Source organism: Leucothrix mucor DSM 2157 (assembly GCF_000419525.1).
GTDB classification, from domain to species: domain Bacteria; phylum Pseudomonadota; class Gammaproteobacteria; order Thiotrichales; family Thiotrichaceae; genus Leucothrix; species Leucothrix mucor.
In genome coordinates, this window is record NZ_ATTE01000001.1 from 2872501 (window position 1) to 2889326 (window position 16826).

The following is a 16826-nucleotide window of genomic DNA, read 5'->3' on the forward strand; positions in this document are numbered from 1 at the left end:
AACGTTATCCCCTCCTCGGCAGTCATTTTATTTGATCCCCAAATAACCCGGTCATTTGCCAGATTAAACGCCGAAAGCTGAGTGCGGACCAAGAGCTCATCGGCACGAGCCATCAACTTGCGCCTAACGTCAGCTCGAATACTTCGTAACTCAGGGCTTTTATCTTCATGCGTCAAATGCCACAACGACAATGAAGAAGCATCTTTCCACTCATACAGTGAATAATCCTTCTCCGGTTCAAACGCCTGGATGTAATCCCTGTAAATTGCCTTTCCGGTTGTTAGATACAACTCGACAGCAGCCGTGACTCGGTCATCGGTATCTGTTTCCAAATTTGCTTCAGTATCAGTTTTGGAGCTCAGGTAACTCCCAGAGCCAGTATCGTCTTCTTTCTTCCAATCAACACTTTGCTCTGGTTGAAACTTCAACCAATCCCATGCTTTCTCTGCTGCAACCAAATAACTATGAGCACGCTCAGGATCTTGCTTTCGGTATGCCCGGGCAGCCAATGCCATACTGGCACTAAATTTCCCAGTTTCAGGTGATGAAACTCCATAGATATAACGAGGTTGCGTATCTTCATCCGGCGATATAACACTTGGCCACTTTGCCCCTGACAATTTGCGATAAACCGCACCATCAGCACGCTGCATTTTGATCATCCAATCCAGTTCGTAGGCAACTTCATCCAACAAGTCTGACACTTTATTACCAGACTCCGGAATCCCTAACGCGCCATCCGGATAACGGTGTGGCGCTCTCAAGTACAAACTCAGTAAACGATTGACCGTCACCGAAGCGGGAGCCAGATACTTTCCATAGTCGCCGGCATCATGCCAACCACCGACAGCATCTTGAAACTCACCACCTTTATTGACCTCATCATCACGTGCATAAACACCATCACTTAAGTGGCAGGCCTGATGTGACAATCCAGTCTCTTCATCCAATAATTCCACACCGCAACGCTGTAAGTAATAGCTACGTAACAATAGTCGAGTCGTATTCTCAAATGCTGTCTTACTAATACTGAAGCTGACGGAACGTAAATCACCACCTTCAAGATAATATTCACCAGGCTCGGTTACTTTACTGAAGTCTAATATTTGAGTTTGTATTCCCTTGCCACCGGACTGCGCCGGCTCAGGTGTAATCATTTGAATCGGATCGCCTGTTGATTTTTCTATCAGCGCTACAAACTCGATCGAGGGCTCATTAATGATCATTGCACGCTTAGGCCAATCAGGGTGGTAACCGACCTGATTCAATACAATTGCGGCTTTCACCTCTTCGGCTTTTACACTGGTGTGACTGCTAAGAACTAGCAGACTAAAAAGCATCAATTGAAGAAATAATGCGGGAAAATTTAAGTATTTTGTGCGATGCATGAATAAGCCTGAAATTAGAATGTGACGTCTGGTTGTTATACTTTTCAGCAGGCTATCATAGGAGCCCTATCCTTGGCTGAATAACACCGATAGGGTTTATTTCAGGCATAAAAAAGCCCGACACATTGACCTGTCAGGCTAGATAAGCATGTTACGGCTAAATTACGCGTCGCTGGAAACGGCTAATACCGCTTGGACAAAACGCTCAACATTAGCTTCTTGCATACCGGCAATATTGAAACGGCTGTCACCGATAATATAAATCCCAAACTCCGTCTTCAGACGTTCAACTTGCTCTGGCGTCAGCCCTAACAATGAGAACATGCCCCGATGTTCTGCGATGAAATCAAAACGATTGCCACCACTTTGCTTACGGAAACCTTCTGCTAACTGAGTGCGTAGACTTAGCATGCGCTCACACATGGCATCCAGCTCATTTTTCCATTGTTGACGTAGCTCGGCATCTTCCCAAATGATCCGCACTACTGCAGCGCCGTGATCTGGCGGCATTGAGTAAATCCCACGACCAATATTTTGCAGATGCGCATAGGCAACATTGGTGGTTTTCGCATCCGCGCCCATCGCAAAAGCACAACCAACGCGATCGCGGTAAATACCAAAGTTTTTGGAACAAGACACGGCGACCAACATCTCTTTCACCGTATCTGCAAATTTGCGCACGCCATAAGCATCCGCTTCCAAACCATCGCCAAAGCCTTGGTAAGCAATATCGAAAAATGGCAAGAAACCAGTCTCAGCAGCAATTTGCGCAACTTCATCCCACTGGGCATTGGTTAAATTAGCTCCAGTCGGGTTATGACAACAGCCATGCAGCACAACCACATCATCCGGACCGAGAGTCCGCAACTTGGCCGTCATCGCTTCAAAGTTGACTGTGCAAGTCTCAGGGTCAAAATAAGGGTATTCACCAATTTCAACCTGACCGGTTTTCAGCAATGCATAATGGTTGGGCCAAGTGGGGCCACTTAACCACACTCTAGCATTTGGACGCATACGCCCCATCAACTCAGCCAGCACGCGCAGCGCACCACTTCCACCCGGCGCTTGAATACCGTTAATACGGTCATTTGAAACCGCATCTTCACCAAACACAATTGCCTTCATCGCCTGGTTGTAACCTAAGTCACCCGCCAAGCCCACATACGTCTTGGTTTTTTCTTCATCCAACAGACGCTTTTCAGCCGTCTTAACTGAGTCCAGAATAATCGTTTCGCCACGGTCATTCATATACACACCAATACCGAGGTTCATTTTATCAACTCGGGTATCGTCTTTATAAGGAGCCATTTGTGCAAGGATTGCATCGGGCTTTGGCGGAGTTAGTGTCTCAAACATAATGAACTCTGTTTATGGTCAGTCGTAAGGCTAAGTATACGTAAATTCGGGCTAGCGAATACAGCATTTCCGCCCAGAAAATTAGTTTGCTTTGCGTTTGCCGCCAATGCTGGCAACAAACATTAAGGCACAGAATAATGACACTAAAGCACTGAGGATTAGCTCAATGGTCAGACGTAACATTTTCACTCCTCGAACCGCACCTTTTCCCAGTAAACGGAAGATGCCGGTCGTCTGTACACCATAGCGCTGAGTGACCCGATGCAGTCGGCTTAAATCTTGCGTGTTATCAACATATTTCAGCAAATTGACACTGTCGGCTACTGAAGTGCTTTTGCGAATATCGTTGGCTTGCCCTGCGATAGCACTTAATCTATTAGCGGCTTGCGGGTTATACATTTGTTTGGCAATTCGGGGAATCGAACTCAAGCTTGCGCCCTTTACCTGAGTGAAAAAGGCATCCCAGTTAAATACTCGGCCGGCAATATGTGTCAACTCATCACGAAAGCCCCGTGTCAGTCGATTCATTTTAGTGGCCAGCTTTAAGGTGGATGCGCCTGCTTTTACCGGAGCTGCAAAGCCTGCCGAGCCAATGGTCGCAGCGGTCAACCCAACACCAACCCCCGCTAAGGATGTGACTAGTTGATTAATCGGTAAGCCTTGCTGATATCGCCCATACTGCTCATTTAAATCACGCACATCCCCAACAACGGTAAAATCAGCGACTAGAGCACCCGCCACACCGGAGGCTTCCTGCCCCTTTCCTGAAATAAAGCCATCGGCAAAGCCACTGACCTGACGAACAAGTCTGGAGGTAGTGGTGTCGTGCTGAATGAGATATTGCTGGTAGGCGGGATAATCAAGCGGGTGGTTAAACTGTTGAGCGGTGGTGAGTAGCGAGCGAGCTTCGTCAAATTGCTCATCGCGTAACGCGGTATCGATTTCAGTTTTGATTTGCTGAGTGCTGACCTGAGTGGCAAGCATCTTATCAATGTCAGGCGCTTTAAAGTCGTAATCCCAATACTCGGCAATACTTAACACTCCGAGCACAAATCCGGCCAGCCAGACAAGCATGAATAATTGCCGGATCAGGGATAACATAATTTTTTAGAAGCACTCTGCGACTGAAAAGTTCATCCGCAGAGTGTTTTTACCATTTACTCTGCGCTTACCTGCAAGCCAACACCGGATGCCAGTGTGACAAAGCCAGGGAATGAAGTATCAACATTAGCACAATTTCGGATTGTCAGCGGTGCTGTTGCACGCAAAGAAGCAATTGAAAATGCCATTGCAATACGGTGATCGCCATGACTCTCTACTTCGCCGCCACCAATCGTACCGCCATTAATGACGATACCATCTGGCGTCGGCTGCGCATCCACACCACAAATAATCAAGCCATCAGCCATTACCTGAATGCGGTCACTTTCCTTAACTCGAAGTTCTTCTGCGCCAGTCAATATGGTTTGACCTTCTGCGCAAGCGGCAGCCACAAACAATACTGGGAACTCATCAATCGCTAACGGGACTAAATTTTCAGGAATATTGATCCCTTTCAGCTTAGCTGAGCGAATACGAATATCAGCCACTGGCTCACCACCAGCCTCGCGCTCGTTTAGCACTTCAATATTGGCACCCATTAAGCGCAAAATATCGATAACACCGGTACGGGTTGGATTGATCCCTACGTGCTCCAGCGTCAGGTCAGAACCTTCAGCGATGCTAGCACCTACCATAAAGAATGCTGCGGATGAAATATCAGCTGGTACATCAATGCTGCAAGCGGTCAATTTACCGCCGCCTTGCAAACTCATGTGATTGCCAGTAGTTTTTACATCGTAACCAAAGCCACGCAACATACGCTCTGTATGATCACGCGTAATTGCAGGCTCACTGACAGAGGTTTCGCCATCGGCATACAAACCCGCCAGTAAAACTGCTGACTTGACTTGGGCGCTCGCCATGGGCAAATCGTAGTGGATACCTTTTAACTGGCTACCGCGTTGAATCTTTAGCGGTGGCGTACCATCGCTTTCAGTCTCAATAGCCGCGCCCATCTCTGACAAAGGCTGCGTGATACGACGCATTGGACGGCCATTTAATGACTCATCACCAAACAGGGTCACTTCAAAATCTTGCCCAGCCAACAAACCCGCCATCAAACGCATTGCCGTACCGGAGTTACCCATATCTAAAGCAGCAGTTGGTGCCTTCAAGCCGTGCATACCGACGCCTTTAATCACGACGCGCCCTGCTTCAGGCCCTTCGATTTCCACACCCATTTGGCGGAAGGCTTTCAGAGTTGCCATGCAATCTTCGCCATTTAAGAAGCCACTGACTTCGGTGGTGCCGTCAGCAATCGATCCCAACATAATGGAACGATGAGACATAGATTTATCACCCGCAACACGCAGGGTTCCGCTCAGGCTGCCGCCGGGCTGTGCAATAAAGGTAACTTGGGACATAGGGCTCTCTAAGATTGATTCTTCATGTACGCATCACGTACCGATTTTGCATGACTAAATACGTCCAGAATGCCATCACTGTCGGCACCTGCAACTTGATCACGCAGTTGTTGTAAATTTTCCTGAAAATACTCGATGGACTCCAAAATGGCATCACGATTTTCTAGACAGATATCTCGCCACATCACCGGATCGCTGGAGGCAATGCGGGTAAAGTCACGAAAACCACCAGCTGCGTAATGAAAAATCGCATCCGAGGCTTTGGAGTGTGACAAGGTATCCACTAAGGCAAAGGCTAGAACATGGGGTAAGTGACTTGTGGCTGCCAGCACTTTATCGTGCTTTAACACATCCATACTCTCAACTGCAGCGCCGCTGGCTTGCCACATTTGTGTGACTCTTTGCTCAGCTTCGGGGTCCGTTTCAGGCAGTGGCGTCACGATCACCTTATGCTTTGCATACAAGTCAGGAATCGCTGCTTCCACACCACTTTGCTCACGACCTGCAATCGGGTGAGCAGGCACAAAACACGGTGGGATTTCACCAAACACTTCACGTGCTGCAGCTACAACACTGGCTTTGGAGCTGCCAGCATCGGTAATGATAGCGCCAGGTTCGGTATGCCCTTTGATTGATAGCAGCACAGAGCGCATTGCGCCCATCGGAACGGCCAGCAATATCATGTCTGCGCCTTTAACGGCTTCAACTGGGTCCAGCGTGTAACTATCAACCACGCCCAATTCACAAGCGCGTTTCAAATTGGCTTCATCGCGACTGCAACCAACAATCTGCTCGCAATAGTGTTGCTGCTTTAAAGCCAGAGCCAAAGAACCACCAATTAAGCCAACACCAAATATAGCCAGTTTCTTAATCATTGATTGCGCCTACAGAATGGCTTTGGCGTAAGAGCCAAGCACACGCACGTATTCCGCTTCAGCTTGTAACTCAGCCATGGCAGCCTGCATCGACTCACTCGCAATATGACCGTTTAAGTCCATAAAGAAGAAGTAATCCCAATGCGTATCCGGTGCTGGTCGTGACTCAATGCGAGTCATATCCAAACCGTGGCGCATTAGTGGCTCTAATAGATGATACAAAGCACCCGAGCGGTTATGTGTGGAAATCAGAATCGACGTACGATCGTTGCCACTGGGTGGCACTTCTTCCTTACCAATCACTAAGAAGCGCGTCACGTTATTGGGTGAGTCTTCAATGTGTGGCGATACAATTCCCAAATCATACAATCGAGCTGCGTTTTCACCAGCAATCGCTGCTGCAGTGCTATCTTGCGCAGCCAATCGAGCGGCCTCTGCATTACTAGCAACGGCAATTCTTGCAAGATCAGGGTAATTGCGATCCAACCAATCGCGGCACTGCATCAATGATTGTTCATGTGAATAAATGCGCGTAATACCGCTCATATTGCGGCTTTTACTCATTAAATTCTGGTGAATAGCCAAGTGAATCTCGCCACAAATTTTCAATGGTGAATTAACAAAGCGATCTAAGGTATGGGAGATTATGCCGCCAGTTGAGTTTTCAATTGGCACCACACCATAATCGGCGGTACCTGCTTCAACTTCACGGAACACTTCTGGAATCAGCGCAAATGGCACGGTCGCAACCGCTTGGCCAAAATGCTTCTGTGCGGCTGACTCGGTAAAAGTACCCGGTGGACCCAAATAGGCCACCTTAATCTGCTGCTCTAAAGCCAGACAGGATGAGATAATTTCACGGAAAATAGCCGTAACGCGCTCATCTTGTAGTGGACCTTTATTGGTCTCACTCACACGACGTAAAATTTGTGCTTCACGCTCTGGGCGGTAAAACTTAATATTCTGTTCGCCGGCTTCACGCTTCGTGGTCGCGACTTCTTCAGCACAGTTAGCCCGCGCACTTAAGAGATCTAAAATCTGCGTATCGATCGAATCAATACGCTCACGAATCGCGCCTAATTTTTCGGTGATTTCCTGCTCGATAGCAGCCTGTTCCGGATTCAGCTCGTCACTCATACACTCGTCCGCTCAAACTCTTTCATGAAAGCAATCAGGGCATCGACGCCAGCTTCGGGCATCGCATTATAAATACTCGCGCGCATACCACCCAACAAACGATGTCCTTTCAGATTCACCAATTGATGTGCGGCTGCTTCCTGCATAAAGGCCTGCTCACGTGCCGCATCACCTAATAAGAAGGTGACATTCATCCATGAGCGACTGTCTTTAGCGACCACATTGCGGTAGTAATCAGATTGATCGATGAAGTCGTATAGCTTGCTGGCTTTGCGCTGGTTTAATGCGGCCATCGCATCCAAACCACCCTGCTGCTTTAACCACTCAAACACCAAGCCCGCCAGATACCAACTGTAAGTCGGCGGCGTGTTGTACATCGAATCGTTTTTGGCATAGACCTCATAATCAAACATGGTCGGCGTTGCAGGTCGGGCGTGACCAATCAAATCATCGCGCACAATGACAATGGTTAGGCCTGCGGGCCCGATGTTCTTTTGTGCACCTGCATAAATCAAACCAAACTGACTAACATCCACCGGACGCGCCAGAATATTGGATGACATATCACAAACCAATGGCACGCCATTCGCTTCGGGTACTTGATGGAACTCAACACCAGCGATGGTTTCATTCGCGGTGTAATGCAGATAAGCCGCGTTTTTATCGCATTGCCAATCTGAAAAATCAGGCACTTGCATATAGGACTGCGCTTCACTGCTGGCAGCAACACGAACATCACCCAAAATACGGGCTTCGTTAATTGCTTTCTCAGCCCAAATACCGGTGTCGATATAATCGGCAGAGCCACCGAGCGGCAATAAATTCATTGGCACCATTGCAAACTGGCTAGTCGCGCCACCCTGCATGAACAGGACTTTATAGTTCGCCGGAATCTTCAGCAGTTCACGAAGATCTGCCTCCGCTTTCTCGGCAATACCAATATAGTCTTTACCGCGATGGCTCATTTCCATCACAGACATGCCCGTGCCATGCCAATCCAGCATTTCCTCACGGGCCTGTTCCAGTACGGCTTCCGGCAATACTGCCGGACCCGCACTAAAGTTATAACAGCGGCTCATAAACCATCCTGTTTGATTTGTCTAAACCTACTCGTCACCAGTGTCGTCAGTGCCTGCAGCGGCACTATCGCCTGCATCACTTTGACTATCTGCTTCGTTCGCTGTTGGCGTATCGCTTGCCTCTGGAGTATCGGCTACATCGGCGTCAACCACTAGCTCACCGGACTCAGAAAGTTCGCCTTCTTCAGCGTCCTCTTCTTCGCCAGCCATGCGGGCAATTCGCTCAACCTGTGTTAAACGCTCACCTTTGCTCAGCTTAATCAGCGTCACACCCTGTGTGTTACGACCAGTGATCGATACATTATCAACCGCTGTACGCACCAAAGTACCACCATCAGAAATCAACATGATCTCATCATCGTCAGTAACTTGAACCGCGCCAATCGCCTGACCATTACGCTCAGAAGTCTGGATTGCAATAACACCCATACCACCACGCTTTTGAACAGAGAACTGATCAACTTCAGTACGCTTACCAAAGCCGTATTCTGTTGCCATCAATAAGCGGCCTTCACTAAGAATCAGCAGCGCATTAACCTTCGCGCCCTCTTCCAGCTTAATACCACGTACACCAGCAGCCGTTCTGCCCATGCCACGCACGTCATTTTCATTGAAGCGAATCGCTTTACCATTGCTGGTAAACATCATCACATCACTGTTGCCATCTGTAATGGCAACATCAACCAGTTGATTGTCATCACGCAAGTCGATAGCAATAATTCCGGCTGCACGCTGATTAGAGAATGCCTTCAAATCGGTTTTCTTAACGGTACCGTTTTCAGTGGCCATAAAGATAAATCGATTATCTTCATATTCACGAATAGGCAATACCGCCTGAATCTGTTCGCCCTCTTCTAGTGGCAGCAAATTAATCATCGGCAAGCCACGCGAGTTGCGGCTAGCCATTGGCAATTGATACACCTTCAGCCAGTAGAGCTTTCCACGGCTAGAGAAACACAGAATCGTATCGTGAGTGCTGGCAACGAATAACTTCTCGATAAAGTCTTCATCTTTCATCTTGGTTGCCGCTTTACCGCGACCACCACGACGTTGCGCATGATACACATCCAAGGCTTGGGCTTTTACATAGCCGGCATGAGATAGCGTAACCACCACTTCTTCATCGGGTACCAAATCTTCCATGCCGAGGTTTTCGCCAATCGCATTGATTTGGGTACGGCGCACATCACCGTATTGCTCACGCATTTCTTCCAGCTCTTCACGTATAACCTGAAGCAAACGCTCAGGGTTCGACAGAATATCCAGGAAGTCGATAATGCGGACCAAAATCTCACGGTACTCATCCAGAATCTTATCTTTTTCAAGACCGGTTAAGCGGTGTAAGCGTAATTCCAGAATCGCAGAGACTTGCGCGTCGGATAGCCAGTAGCCATCGTCTTTTAAGCCAAAGCGTGGGTGCAGGTCTTCCGGGCGGGCATCCGAAGAATTACCGCGTGACAGCATTTCCAGCACAATTTCAGCTGACCAAGGCTTCGCCAATAATGCGATACGCGCATCCGCAGGCGTCGCGGAGGACTTAATGGTCGCGATAACTTCATCAATACTGCCTAATGCAACCGCCAGACCTTCTAAAAGATGCGCACGTTCGCGGGCTTTTCTTAACAGGTAAATCGTACGACGCGTGACAACTTCACGGCGGTGACGAATAAACGCCGCCAGAATTTCTTTAAGGTTAAGTAGCTTAGGTAAGCCATCAATCAGCGCGACCATATTGATACCAAAACTGGCTTGCAACTGGGTGTGCTTGTAGAGATTGTTCAGAACGACTTCAGGAACTTCGCCACGCTTCAGGTCAACGACCATCCGCATACCGTCTTTATCCGACTCATCGCGTAGCTCTGAAATACCTTCGATCTTTTTATCTTTAACCAGCTCGGCAATCTTTTCGATCAAACGCGCTTTGTTAACTTGATATGGCAGTTCGGTTACGACAATCTTATCGCGACCGTTTTTATCCTGTTCAAAGTCAGCCACACCACGGATGCGAATACTGCCGCGCCCTGTGTGATAAGCCTGATGAATTCCTTGTGAGCCGTTGATGATACCCGCTGTTGGGAAATCAGGACCGGGGATAAACTCCATCAGGTCGCTAATATCCATTTCAGGATTATTAACCAACGCCAAGCAGCCATTAATGACTTCAGTGAGGTTGTGCGGCGGGATATTCGTTGCCATACCTACCGCAATACCGGAAGAACCGTTGATCAGCAGATTAGGTAAGCGTGTTGGGAATACGGAGGGCTCAGATTCAGAACCATCGTAGTTTTCAATAAAGTCGACCGTCTCTTTATCCAGATCCGCTTGCAAATCGTGCGCCAGGCGCGACATACGCACTTCGGTATAACGCATGGCCGCCGGAGAGTCACCATCCACCGAACCAAAGTTACCTTGACCATCGATCAGCATATAGCGCATGGAGAATGGCTGGGCCATCCGAACCATGGTGTCATAGACTGCGGTATCACCATGAGGGTGATATTTACCGATTACGTCACCGACCACACGGGCCGATTTTTTATATGGCTTGTTCCAGTCGTTATTTAACACGCTCATCGCGTACAGAACACGACGGTGAACAGGCTTGAGACCATCACGCACATCAGGCAAAGCACGCCCAACGATAACGCTCATTGCGTAATCCAAATAGGATTTTCGCATCTCATCTTCTAAATTTATTGGAATAATTTCTTTTGCAAATTCAGCCATAATTATCGTCTACGACACTTCATAAAATACGTCGACGGAAGTATAACAGAATTGTTACACGATGGATTGTTTTGAAAGGCATTTAAGGCAATTTCAATACCTTATCTCAGCGCATAGATTATGGGTTTGCAAACAGGCTTAGTTGGTCCGTGGATAATGAGATTGCAACCGACTCTCCAAGCTCATGATCTGCTAAAGATGAGAGCAACATTTGCACGGTTTCATCGCTAGGTAAGCGCAAAGTATAAAGGTAATAGCCGCCTCTAAAATCTCTGGAAATCAGCGTCGCAGGCACACCATTTTCCTGATCGAGCTGCAAGTACTCAGGGCGAACTAACACCTTGACGGTATCGCCGGATTTGTGACCCGATAAAGACGCCGCTGAGACCGTCCCAATCGCCGTTTTTACCCCATCATCGCTTACCGTGCCCTCTAAGAAATTGCTGCGCCCGATAAAACGTGCCACAAAGGCCGTCTTTGGATGATGATATAAGGTTTGCGCACTCCCCCATTGCAACAACTGACCACCACTGAGCACACCAATCTGATCCGCCATACTAAAGGCTTCATGCTGATCATGCGTCACCATTACCGTCGTAATACCCTCATGCTTTAGAATCTCACGAATCTCTTTGGCCAACACCCCGCGTAACTCCACATCCATACTGGAAAAGGGCTCATCCAATAACAACAAACGTGGCCTAGGTGCCATTGCACGCGCTAATGCCACACGCTGCTGCTGACCACCAGATAATTGATGTGGGTAACGCTCACCAAAGCCTTGCAAGCCAACCAGCTCCAATAATGCCTCCAAGCGTGAACGCTGATCCGCCTCACTTAACTGCCGAATACCGAAGCAAATATTGCGGGCAATACTCAAGTGTGGGAATAAGGCAAAATCCTGAAACACCATGCCGATTTCACGCAGTTCAGTCGCAACACTCTGCTCTGGCGTACTCAGCACGCGGTTACCGGCTTTAATCACACCATGCTGAAGCGGCTCAAAGCCTGCAATCGAGCGCAACAAAGTCGTCTTGCCGCAACCACTAGGGCCAAGCAAACAGGCAATCTTCCCATCTTCGACTTGCAGCGAGATACTTTCCAGTACCTGCTTACCATCGTAACTTAAGCTGACATCTTCCAGTATCAGTTCACTCACTTTGTCTCTCCTGATGGGTTTGCGTGGGCAATTGCGCGGCTCAATAAAATAACAGGCAATATACCTGCCAATACAATCATTAGGGATGGCGCGCCGGCATCCGCCAATCGCTCGTCGGAAGCCATTTCATACGCCCGCAGTGCCAAGGTATTAAAATTAAAGGGACGTAGAATTAAAGTGGCCGGCAGCTCTTTCAGTACATCCACAAAAACCAACAGTAATGCGGTGAGCACGGTGCCTTTCATCAATGGCAAATGGATATAGCGCAATACGCCGAAGGATGACAAACCCAAACTGCGACCCGCCTCATCCATCGAAGGCTTAACCTTGCTAAGCCCTGCATCCACCGCCTGCACAGAGACGGATAAAAAGCGTACGGTATATGCGAAGATCAAAGCAAATAAGGTGCCGGATAACAGCAAACCACTAGAATAATCAAAATTATCCCGCAGCCACTGATCCAGCGTATTATCAAACCAAGCCAGCGGTAATAAAATACCCACGGCAATAATGGTGCCGGGAACGGCATAACCCATTGACGCGAACACGACACTCACAGTCACCAATGGCGTTTTCATAGTGCGCTTGGCATAACTAAGCAGTAGCGCCAAACATACCGCAACCAATGCAGCAGTAGCTGCCAGCCCTAAGCTATTAATTGTCAGGTGGAAAAACTCGGGCGTTAGCGAATATTGAGAGGTGGCAATCGTCCAATACAATAATTGCGCTGCCGGAATAATAAAACCAAAGATCAATGGCAATACGCAAGATAGCGTTGCCCAAAACGCCATCCAGCCACGCAGCTGGTAGCGACGAGGCCGCACATCTTTACTGGAAGTATGATGGAAGCGCGCTTTACGCCGCGAATAGCGCTCCAGCAAAATCAGCATCACGACAAAGCCAAGCAGCATTCCCGATAACTGAGCGGCAGTGGCACTATCATCCATTCCATACCAAGTACGGAAAATACCGGTGGTAAAGGTGTTTAATCCAAAATATTGAACGGTGCCGTAATCGGCTAAGGTCTCCATCAAAGCCAATGAAAGGCCAGTGATAATGGCAGGACGTGCCAGGGGCATTGCTACTCGGTAAAAGCCTTGTAACGGAGAATTCCCTAAAGTACGACTGGCTTCAAGCACGGCAACGGACTGCTCTAAAAATGCAGCGCGCGCCATCATATAAACGTAGGGATATAAAACCAGAGATAGCATGGCGATGGCACCCGGCAGTGAGCGCACTTCAGGAAACCAATAGTCCCCATAGCTCCAACCGAACCAATCACGCAACTGACTTTGCACAGGACCTGCAAAATCTAGAACCCCAGTATAGGTATAAGCAACAATATAGGCCGGGATGGCCAGAGGCAGCAGCAGCATCCATGATAGCAATCGACGCCCGGGGAATTCACAAATCGAGGTCAACCAAGCGGTTATCACCCCCATACTGAGCACACCGACACTCACTCCCAGCATGAGCCACAGGGAGTTCGCAACATAATCAAATAAGAGATTATCGACCAGATGTTGCCAGTTTTCATTAAACGGCTGCAGCAAAAAACTCGTCACCACCAGAACCGGCAGCGACACAATTAGTGCGATCAGTACCACCCACCAGGATCGGGCATTTTTTACCAGTGCTAACAATTCAGCTATCCTACTTAAAAACAAAAACCCTCCGAAGCGATCCGGAGGGTCAATTAATCAGTACAGCAGGAAAAATTACTTCCAGCCGGCGCGATCCATTAATCTTACCGCGTCAGCATTGTTTTCACCTAATTTTGCCAGATTCAATGTGTCTGATTTGAATTCACCCCATGATTTCAGGATATCACTTTGCTTAGCGCCTTCCAGAACTGGGAACTCGCTGTTCACTTCAGCGTACCATGCTTGTGACTCAGGGCTCACCAAGAACTCCATCAGCTTCTTAGCATTTTCAGCATTTGGCGCTGCTTTAGTCATGGCGATACCGCTAACATTCACGTGAGTACCACGGTCATCTTGGTTAGGCCAGAAGATTGCCATTTTATTCGCTGCATCAATCTGATCCTGATCACCGCTGGTTAACATGCCACCAAAGTAATAGGTATTGGCAATCGCAATATCACAGATACCTGCTGCTGCCGCTTTGATTTGATCACGGTCGCCGCCTTTTGGTGGCTGCGCAAAGTTTGCAACCAAACCTTTGGCCCACTTCTCAACCGTTTCTTCATCATGCGCTTCCAGCAATGATGCAACCAAAGACTGGTTATAGATATTAGAGGAAGAGCGGATACAGATACGGCCTTTCCACTGCGCATCAGTCAATGCTTCGTAAGTTGATAACTCTTTTGGATCAACCTTACCTTTTACATAAAAGATAGGACGCGCGCGCTGAGACAATCCAAACCAGTAGGACTCAGGATCACGTAGATGCTCTGGAATTGCCGTTTTTAGTGCTTCGGATTCAACTGCCTGAATAACCCCCACTTCTTTAGCGCGGTGTAAACGACCGGCATCCGTTGTAATCAACAAATCAGCTGGAGTGTTTTTGCCTTCAGACTGTAAACGCTTCAGCAGTGCATCAGCACCACCGGTAACCAAATTAACCTTAATACCCGACTCTTCAGTAAACTTGTCCAGCAGTGACTTGATCAGTTGCTCTTTGCGTGCAGAGTAGAGATTAACTTCATCCGACTCAGCTGCTTCCACAGCACCGACCAGTGAAAAAAGACCAGCTAGCACGGCGATACTTAGAAATTTCATTTTCGAACATCCATTAATTTGAAAACAGAAATGCTAATGCAAATAGAAATGATTCTCAATATCTTTATCATCCTATCCGCCAGATATATTCATTTATCCGTTAAAAGATGCAGTCATTTCACTCTTCACTTAAACTGGTCAAACAACTGAGCGATGAAAAATCAAATCACGAAACACCTAACGCTCGTATAACCGCACAAAGCTAATAATAAAGGCCACTATTGCCATGGAAAAGATCGCCCTGATTATCAACTCGCTAAGCTCAGGTGGCGGAGAACGCGTTGCTGCAACCCTGTCACAAGGCTTTGCCAAGCAATACGATGTCACCATTGTTGTGTTTGATAGTAGGAATATTGATTATGAATTCGGCGGCAAGCTGGTTGATCTCAACTGCCCTGAAAAGCCATCGATTCCGGGTAAAAGCTACAACCTGCTTAAACGGGCCTATAAATTGCGCAAACTCTTTGATGACCAGAATTTTGACCATATTTTTGGTTTTATGGAATCAGCTAATTACCCGTCAATATTGGCTTCACGCAAAACGATTGCCTCACTGCATATCGACTTCAACTTTCTAAATAAAATTGAGCGCGCCTTGGTCCGCCACACTTACCCACGAGCAAGATGGGTGGCACCTGTTTCGGATGATATCGCCAGCACACTGAGGCAGCAGCTCAATCTGAAAAATGTCGCTCGCATATACAACCCAGTACCCTTTGAAGAAGTAATTGAACTCGGTAGTGCTCCCTTTGAACACCCACGCAAGTTCATTGTCGCCGTCGGCCGTCTGACTTACCAAAAACACTTTGATCTGATGATTGATGCCTTTGCCGAGTCAAAAGCACAAGAAAGTTGTGACTTGATTATTTTAGGTGATGGCAAGCTAAGAGAAGAATTGCAAACTCAGATTAATCGCTTGGGCATGCAGGATAAAGTACATCTACCAGGCCGCCTGAAAAATCCGTTTCGTTATATGAAAAATGCTGAGTTCATGGCTTTATCAAGTCGTGCGGAAGGCTTTCCAATGGTGATGATCGAAGCGTTAACCCTGAAGTGTCCAGTCATTGCGACTGACTGCCCAACCGGGCCACGTGAAATTATTCAGAATGAAGTAAATGGCTTGTTGATTGAGATGGATAACAAGCAGCTACTGACCGAGTCGATCGATCGATTGTATTTTAATGAGGCCCTACGCAAAACGCTTAGCGACAATGCGCAGGACTCGGTTACTCATTTATCCGTTGAAAACATCTGCAATGAGTGGGTAAAGCTGTCTAAAACCAATCAGCCGTGAGAGATTAGGGTTCCCCACTCTCCGGTTTCATCGTGATAGATACGAATCTTTGTCATACTGGCGTAATCAACATTCAGGCGGAATAAATTTTCATCCTGCATGCCAAGAATATGCATCATAATCACCCGAATAACACCGGCATGAGTGATCAGCAACAGATTCTCACCTTCGTATTTCTTAGCCATTTCATGGAATGCTTTTAACACACGGCTACGAAAATCCAGGAATGCTTCACCTTCTGGTGGTACAACACGAGTCGGTGACTTCCACCACTCACTCAGCAATTGACCATCTTCTTCCTGAATAATTTTAGGACTACGGCCTTCCCAAGCGCCAAAATCCATCTCTTTAAACTCAGGGTTAACCAACAGCTCGACTTCTTCCTGAGACGCTAGCGACTCAGCAAACTCAAAGCAACGCTGTAATGGTGAAGTGATAATTCTGTTCCAGCTTTCCTCATCCTCTAATGACTTCTGCATTTGCGCCCAACCGAGGTCGCTCAAGGTCGCATCGGTGCTTCCGCAAAATACATTGCCTAACTCTACTTCACCATGGCGAAGTAGATTAATTATTGTTGTTTCGGACATATTATAATTCTTTGGACG

The 16826-nt window shown here is 47.7% G+C and carries 13 protein-coding genes (1 of these 13 running past the window's edge); 1 reads left to right on the forward strand and 12 read right to left on the reverse strand.

What is annotated here, in order from left to right:
* The 11 genes from LEUMU_RS28575 to LEUMU_RS0113045 all read right to left on the reverse strand — a co-directional run.
* Positions 1-1286, reverse strand: partial view of a glycoside hydrolase family 9 protein gene (locus tag LEUMU_RS28575; RefSeq protein WP_211223027.1) — the 5' portion only. 1153 nt of this gene lie to the left of the window's left edge; 1286 of the gene's 2439 nt are visible here — the first part of the coding sequence; it begins with the start codon at positions 1284-1286; its stop codon lies beyond the left edge, outside the window.
* Positions 1287-1550: 264 nt separating this feature from the next.
* Positions 1551-2744 (reverse strand): amino acid aminotransferase, encoded by a 1194-nt coding sequence (locus tag LEUMU_RS0113000; RefSeq protein ID WP_022952720.1) that lies wholly within the window; start codon positions 2742-2744, stop codon positions 1551-1553.
* An 81-nt stretch (positions 2745-2825) separates the two neighbouring features.
* Positions 2826-3818: a hypothetical protein gene (locus LEUMU_RS0113005; protein WP_022952721.1), complete on the reverse strand. Its 993-nt coding sequence runs from the start codon at positions 3816-3818 to the stop codon at positions 2826-2828.
* 83 nt (positions 3819-3901) lie between these two features.
* Complete coding sequence (gene aroA / locus LEUMU_RS0113010) at positions 3902-5209, reverse strand: 3-phosphoshikimate 1-carboxyvinyltransferase (protein WP_026744741.1); 1308 nt, start codon at positions 5207-5209, stop codon at positions 3902-3904.
* 8 nt (positions 5210-5217) lie between these two features.
* Positions 5218-6084 (reverse strand): prephenate dehydrogenase, encoded by an 867-nt coding sequence (locus LEUMU_RS0113015; protein WP_026744742.1) that lies wholly within the window; start codon positions 6082-6084, stop codon positions 5218-5220.
* A gap of 9 nt (positions 6085-6093) precedes the next feature.
* Positions 6094-7221 (reverse strand): prephenate dehydratase, encoded by a 1128-nt coding sequence (pheA, locus tag LEUMU_RS0113020; RefSeq protein WP_022952722.1) that lies wholly within the window; start codon positions 7219-7221, stop codon positions 6094-6096.
* Complete coding sequence (gene serC / locus LEUMU_RS0113025; RefSeq protein WP_022952723.1) at positions 7218-8300, reverse strand: 3-phosphoserine/phosphohydroxythreonine transaminase; 1083 nt, start codon at positions 8298-8300, stop codon at positions 7218-7220. The genes pheA and serC overlap by 4 nt, the downstream gene beginning before the upstream one ends.
* Before the next feature lie 27 nt (positions 8301-8327).
* Positions 8328-11027, reverse strand: a complete 2700-nt coding sequence (gene gyrA, locus LEUMU_RS25980; protein ID WP_022952724.1) for a DNA gyrase subunit A — start codon at positions 11025-11027, stop codon at positions 8328-8330.
* A 118-nt stretch (positions 11028-11145) separates the two neighbouring features.
* Positions 11146-12186, reverse strand: a complete 1041-nt coding sequence (locus LEUMU_RS0113035; RefSeq protein WP_022952725.1) for an ABC transporter ATP-binding protein — start codon at positions 12184-12186, stop codon at positions 11146-11148.
* Positions 12183-13829 (reverse strand): ABC transporter permease subunit, encoded by a 1647-nt coding sequence (locus LEUMU_RS0113040; RefSeq protein ID WP_022952726.1) that lies wholly within the window; start codon positions 13827-13829, stop codon positions 12183-12185. Before LEUMU_RS0113040 ends, LEUMU_RS0113035 begins: the two co-directional genes overlap by 4 nt.
* Before the next feature lie 75 nt (positions 13830-13904).
* The gene (locus LEUMU_RS0113045; protein ID WP_022952727.1) at positions 13905-14927 is read right to left on the reverse strand and encodes a Fe(3+) ABC transporter substrate-binding protein; all 1023 of its coding nucleotides are present in this window, start codon (positions 14925-14927) and stop codon (positions 13905-13907) included.
* A gap of 226 nt (positions 14928-15153) precedes the next feature.
* Here LEUMU_RS0113045 and LEUMU_RS28080 point away from each other — a divergent pair, with 226 nt between their 5' ends.
* Positions 15154-16221: a glycosyltransferase family 4 protein gene (locus LEUMU_RS28080; RefSeq protein WP_022952728.1), complete on the forward strand. Its 1068-nt coding sequence runs from the start codon at positions 15154-15156 to the stop codon at positions 16219-16221.
* Here the strand turns inward: LEUMU_RS28080 and cobC are convergent.
* Positions 16212-16808 carry an alpha-ribazole phosphatase gene (gene cobC / locus LEUMU_RS0113055; RefSeq protein WP_026744746.1) on the reverse strand — a complete coding sequence of 199 codons (597 nt, stop codon included), beginning with the start codon at positions 16806-16808 and terminating at the stop codon, positions 16212-16214. The genes LEUMU_RS28080 and cobC overlap by 10 nt on opposite strands.
* Positions 16809-16826: the final 18 nt, after the last annotated feature.

Coding starts and splice junctions, on each gene's coding strand:
- LEUMU_RS0113000 (WP_022952720.1), bottom strand. CDS start 2,744: ATGTTTGAGACACTAACTCCGCCAAAGCCCGATGCAATCCTTGCACAA.
- LEUMU_RS0113005 (WP_022952721.1), bottom strand. CDS start 3,818: ATGCTTGTCTGGCTGGCCGGATTTGTGCTCGGAGTGTTAAGTATTGCC.
- aroA (WP_026744741.1), bottom strand. CDS start 5,209: ATGTCCCAAGTTACCTTTATTGCACAGCCCGGCGGCAGCCTGAGCGGA.
- LEUMU_RS0113015 (WP_026744742.1), bottom strand. CDS start 6,084: ATGATTAAGAAACTGGCTATATTTGGTGTTGGCTTAATTGGTGGTTCT.
- pheA (WP_022952722.1), bottom strand. CDS start 7,221: ATGAGTGACGAGCTGAATCCGGAACAGGCTGCTATCGAGCAGGAAATC.
- serC (WP_022952723.1), bottom strand. CDS start 8,300: ATGAGCCGCTGTTATAACTTTAGTGCGGGTCCGGCAGTATTGCCGGAA.
- gyrA (WP_022952724.1), bottom strand. CDS start 11,027: ATGGCTGAATTTGCAAAAGAAATTATTCCAATAAATTTAGAAGATGAG.
- LEUMU_RS0113045 (WP_022952727.1), bottom strand. CDS start 14,927: ATGAAATTTCTAAGTATCGCCGTGCTAGCTGGTCTTTTTTCACTGGTC.
- LEUMU_RS28080 (WP_022952728.1), top strand. CDS start 15,154: ATGGAAAAGATCGCCCTGATTATCAACTCGCTAAGCTCAGGTGGCGGA.
- cobC (WP_026744746.1), bottom strand. CDS start 16,808: ATGTCCGAAACAACAATAATTAATCTACTTCGCCATGGTGAAGTAGAG.